1 protein-coding gene is annotated in these 765 nt (G+C 57.9%); it reads left to right on the top strand.

The genetic code is table 11. The annotated features are described in order from the left end of the window. Positions 1-79 precede the first annotated feature (79 nt). Positions 80-765: hypothetical protein (locus GTN70_08360; protein NIO16998.1), on the top strand; the 686-nt coding region annotated here is incomplete at its 3' end.

The raw sequence follows: 765 nt of genomic DNA, 5'->3' as shown, positions 1-765 counted from the left end.
ACGTTGAAAAAGATTGTGCCGGCGTGAACGTTTGAGGCGCCGCAAACAGGAAACAAAGCCATGAACCGGAGGGGATTGTATGGTCCGTTTTAACCGTATTCTGATCGTTTCCGCCCTTTGCCTGCTCTTTTCTTCCGTGAGCTACGGTTCCGTTGCGGTAGAGCTCATGAGCAGATCGGTCCTCGCAAGCGGGGCGCTGCCTGCCTACAGATCCTTCACATTCGTGGGGGAGGACGGGACCGCAACGGTGACACTGACAAACGGGAGCCCCGAATACGACCCGGGTTCCGGAATGACCAGCCTGTTCCTCACCGTAAACGGGCAGCCGGCAATTACCCTGTTCAGCCCGGAAGGAGAACCGGAATCGATCGTACGGGAAACCGTGATCAACCAGGGAGAGAACCTCCTGGAGGTGATATACATAGGGATTGCCGGCGCAAGTTTCACGGTCCAGGTAACCCAGAATGTACAGGGGGAAGCCGCTTCCATCATAGGTCCCGAGGGCGGGAGAGTGGAGATAACCGACCCCGCTTCAGAGGCATACGGTGTCAGCGTGACTGTGGAAAAAAACGCTTTTGAGAAGGAGACCCTCATACAGCTGGGCACCCTCCCCCCGGATACGGTCACGCCCCTTTTCTCCCCCTACCGTGAACCGGTTTCGGCCATCGCCTGGTTCGACGCCAAGGGCCAGACTGCCACGGCGGTAGACATCTGTTTCCCCGTGAACGGATCGGGGGGAGAGGAAAAGAGCCTGTTCACCCTCGA

Source organism: Deltaproteobacteria bacterium, from assembly GCA_011773515.1.
Taxonomy (GTDB): domain Bacteria; phylum Desulfobacterota; class Deferrimicrobia; order J040; family J040; genus WVXK01.
The sequence above is the reverse complement of the archived record's forward strand: the minus strand, read 5'-3'. Positions and strand labels throughout refer to the sequence as shown.